Raw genomic sequence first — 3,617 nt, 5'->3', positions numbered from 1 at the left:
GCACACGCCGCGGGCCTTTGAGTAGGTAAGGTACATAGGTAAGTTATCGCCGCTGAGCTATCGACGCCCAGGCGGCCTACCTGATTCAAAAGGAGACACGATCCATGTCTGGTGGAGATATCGCCGGTCTCATCGCAGCCGGTGTGTTCGCGGTGCTGGTCGCACTGCTGGCTATACCGGTGTGGAAGCTCGGCAAAGTGTTTGACGAACTGCGGACCACCATCAGGAGTGTCAGCAACGAAACCACACCCCTGATCGAGGAAGTGACAAGCACCGTCACCACCACGCATCAGCAGCTGAAGAATGTCGACGGAATCACGTCCAACGTCTCCGACGCGACCGCCAACCTCTCGGCCCTGTCATCCCTGATCGCCGCTACCGTCGGCGCGCCGTTGATCAAGGTTGCCGCGTTCTCCTACGGGGTGCGCACCGCCCTGGCCGGTCGAGGCAAGCCCGCTCCCCGCCGCCGCAGCCGCTAAGGAAACGATGAAAAACACAATGATCATGCGCGTCATCTGGATGGGCGCAGGAGTTGCCATCGGCGTCATCGCCGTACGGAAACTCGCCTCCGTCGCCGACAGCTACGGGCCTGCCGGGTTGAACCGTGCGATGGGCGAAGTGACTGATGGTGTCGCCAACTTCGCTGATGCGCTGCGGACAGGGATGCAGGAGCGCGAATCCGACCTCCGTGCCGCCCTCGGCATCGACCCCGCCGAAGTTCGCCCGGAACGTCCCGGCCAGTAACCGGACCGGGGCTGCCTGGCAGCCCGTCCCGCGCCCCGAGCTGGGGTGCGACCCACAGGATCCTGGCCCTGAAAAAACCATAAGGACTGAAAGCTTCAATGAAATCCCATGAGATTGCACGGCGCTGGCTCGCGTTTTTCGAGGGCAAGGGGCACACGGTTGTGCCGTCGGCGTCGCTGGTATCGACCGACCCGTCGCTGCTCTTCAACATCGCTGGAATGGTCCCGTTCATCCCGTACCTGACGGCTCGTGAGAAGGCACCCTTCGACCGGGCCACCAGCATCCAGAAGTGCATCCGGACCGGCGACATTGAAGAAGTAGGCAAAACGGCCCGCCACGGAACGTTCTTCCAGATGTGCGGCAACTTCTCCTTCGGAGACTATTTCAAGGAAGGCGCCATCCCGATGGCGTGGGAGCTCCTGACCTCCCCACTCGACGCCGGAGGCTTCGGGCTGGACCCCGATCGTCTCTGGGTCACCGTCTACCAGGATGACGACGAGGCCCTCGCCATCTGGCGCGACCAGGTCGGTATCCCCGTTGAACGCATCCAGAAGCTCGGCGAAGCGGAAAACTACTGGAGCACCGGGCAGCCCGGGCCCGGCGGACCCTGCTCGGAAATCTTCTACGACCGGGGCCCCGAGTACGGCATTGCCGGCGGACCGGCCACCGACTCCCCGCGGTACATCGAAATCTGGAACCTGGTGTTCATGCAATACCAGCTGTCAGCAGTCCGTAGCAAGGAAGATTTCGACATCGCCGGCGAACTGCCGGCCAAGAACATCGACACCGGGCTCGGCCTCGAGCGCCTCGCCATGGTGCTGCAGGGTGTCGAGAACATGTATGAGACCGACCAGGTGCGTCCGGTGCTGGACCGCGCCGCGGAACTCTCGGGCAAGACCTACACCAGTGCCGAATCAGACACGGACCCGCACCACACCGATGACGTGCGGATGCGCGTCGTGGCCGACCACATCCGTTCAGCTCTGATGCTCATAGCCGACGGTGTGACCCCCTCCAACGAGGGCCGCGGGTACGTGCTGCGCCGCCTGATCCGGCGGGCCGTCCGTGCCATGCGTCTGCTCGGCGTCGAACGCGCCTGCCTCCCCGAACTGCTGCCGGCGTCCCGGGACGCGATGAAGGGCACCTACCCCGAGGTGGAGAAGGACTTCGAACGGATCAGCCGGATCGCCTACGCCGAGGAACGTGCTTTCCTGCGCACCATCGCCTCCGGTACCGCCCGCCTTGAGGGCGCGGTCCTGGAATCGAAGGCCGCAGGACGCCCGCTGTCCGGTGAGGACGCCTTCGCGCTGCATGACACCTTCGGCTTCCCCATCGACCTGACCCTCGAAATGGCTGCCGAAGCCGGCCTCGCGGTCGACGCCGACGGGTTCCGATCGCTGATGCTCGAGCAACGCCAACGCGCCCAGGCTGACGCCCGCGGTAAGAAGGCTGGCCAGGCCGATCTGTCCGTCTTCACCGAGTTGCTGGCCAGCGGCCAGACCGTGTTCACCGGGTACGACGAGCTGACCACCGAAGCCATCGTCACCGGAATTGTCCGCGACGGCGTTGCCGTGCCCGCGGCATCGCAGGGCGAAGAGATCGACCTGATCCTGGACCAGACGCCGTTCTACGCTGAGGCAGGCGGCCAGGCCGCAGACGCCGGGCTCATCACCGGCAACGGCTTCGTGGTCGAAGTCCTCGACGTGCAACGCCCCATCAAAGGCCTCAGCGTCCACCGCGCGGTTGTCCGGGAAGGCGACATTTCGGTCACCGCACCCGTGGTGGCGGCCGTGGACCGGCAGCGCCGTCACGCCGGGGAGCAGGCCCACTCGGGTACCCACATCGTGCACGCCGCCCTCCACCAGATCCTCGGCCCCGAAGCGCTGCAGCGCGGCTCCTTCAACAAGGCCGGGTACCTGCGGTTCGACTTCTCCTGGGGCGAAGGCATCAGCGCCAGCGCCAAGTCGGAGATCGAAGAAGTCTCCAATATCGCCATCCGCAACAACCACACGGTAGAAACCAAGCTGATGAAGCTGGACGAGGCGAAAGCACTCGGCGCGACCGCCCTGTTCGGCGAAGCCTACGGCGACACCGTCCGGGTGGTCGAAATTGACGGTGACTGGTCAAGGGAACTCTGTGGAGGCACCCACGTCGGATCGACGTCGCTCATCGGATCGTTGACCCTGCTGGGCGAACAGTCGGTCGGTTCAGGTAACCGCCGGGTTGAGGCGTTCGTTGGAATGGACGCGTTCCGCCACCTCGCGGCTGAGCGTGCCCTGGTGACCGAGCTGTCGGACATGCTCAAGGTGCCGTCAGTCCAGCTGCCGGAACGGCTCGCAGCCACCCTGGCGAAGCTCAAGACCGCCGAAAAGGAACTTGAACGGCTGCGGAAGGAAGCGCTCAGCGCGTCGGCTGCGGCCCTGGTGGGCTCCGCGGTCGACGTCGACGGCGTCCGCCTCCTTGCGCACGACGCTGGAACGGTGAGCGGCGCCGACGACCTGCGGATTCTCGCTCTCGACCTCAGAAGCCGGCTAGGATCAGGCGCTGCAGTGGTGGCTACCGCCGGAATCAGCAACGACCGTCCGCTTGTCCTGGTCGCGACCAACGAGGACGCCCGCGCCGCCGGCGTGAAGGCCGGCGCGCTGGTCCGCGTCGCCGCTGGAATCCTCGGCGGCGGCGGCGGCGGTAAGGACGACGTGGCTCAGGGCGGAGGGTCCGATCCAGCGCAGATCGAGGCCGCCCTGACCGCCATCCGGTCCGCGGTCGCGTCCCGCTGATCACCCGCCTGAACAGCGATGACTGACACTTCACCCGGCACCGGGGACTACCCGCGGGGCGTCAAAATTGGCGTCGACGTCGGAATGGTACGGGTG

3 protein-coding genes are annotated in these 3,617 nt (G+C 65.5%); all 3 read left to right on the top strand.

Going from position 1 to position 3,617, the window contains the following annotated elements; translation table 11 throughout:
• The first annotated feature begins 104 nt into the window (after nt 1–104).
• The 3 genes from K728_RS0112850 (at nt 105) to alaS (ending at nt 3,521) form a co-directional block, all read left to right on the top strand.
• A complete protein-coding gene (locus tag K728_RS0112850) occupies nt 105–479 on the top strand; it encodes a DUF948 domain-containing protein (RefSeq protein WP_019482827.1) in 375 nt (124 codons plus the stop codon).
• 7 nt (nt 480–486) lie between these two features.
• Entirely contained in the window at nt 487–744 is a 258-nt protein-coding gene (locus K728_RS0112845) for a DUF6167 family protein (protein WP_237715275.1), read from the top strand.
• Between the two features lie 98 nt (nt 745–842).
• Nucleotides 843–3,521, top strand: a complete 2,679-nt coding sequence (gene alaS / locus K728_RS0112840) for an alanine--tRNA ligase (RefSeq protein WP_024476970.1) — start codon at nt 843–845, stop codon at nt 3,519–3,521.
• Nucleotides 3,522–3,617 lie beyond the last annotated feature (96 nt).

It is taken from the genome of Arthrobacter sp. CAL618, assembly GCF_000468215.1.
GTDB lineage: Bacteria > Actinomycetota > Actinomycetes > Actinomycetales > Micrococcaceae > Arthrobacter_D.
The sequence above is the reverse complement of the archived record's forward strand: the minus strand, read 5'-3'. Positions and strand labels throughout refer to the sequence as shown.

Coding starts and splice junctions, on each gene's coding strand:
- alaS (WP_024476970.1), top strand. CDS start 843: ATGAAATCCCATGAGATTGCACGGCGCTGGCTCGCGTTTTTCGAGGGC.
- K728_RS0112850 (WP_019482827.1), top strand. CDS start 105: ATGTCTGGTGGAGATATCGCCGGTCTCATCGCAGCCGGTGTGTTCGCG.
- K728_RS0112845 (WP_237715275.1), top strand. CDS start 487: ATGAAAAACACAATGATCATGCGCGTCATCTGGATGGGCGCAGGAGTT.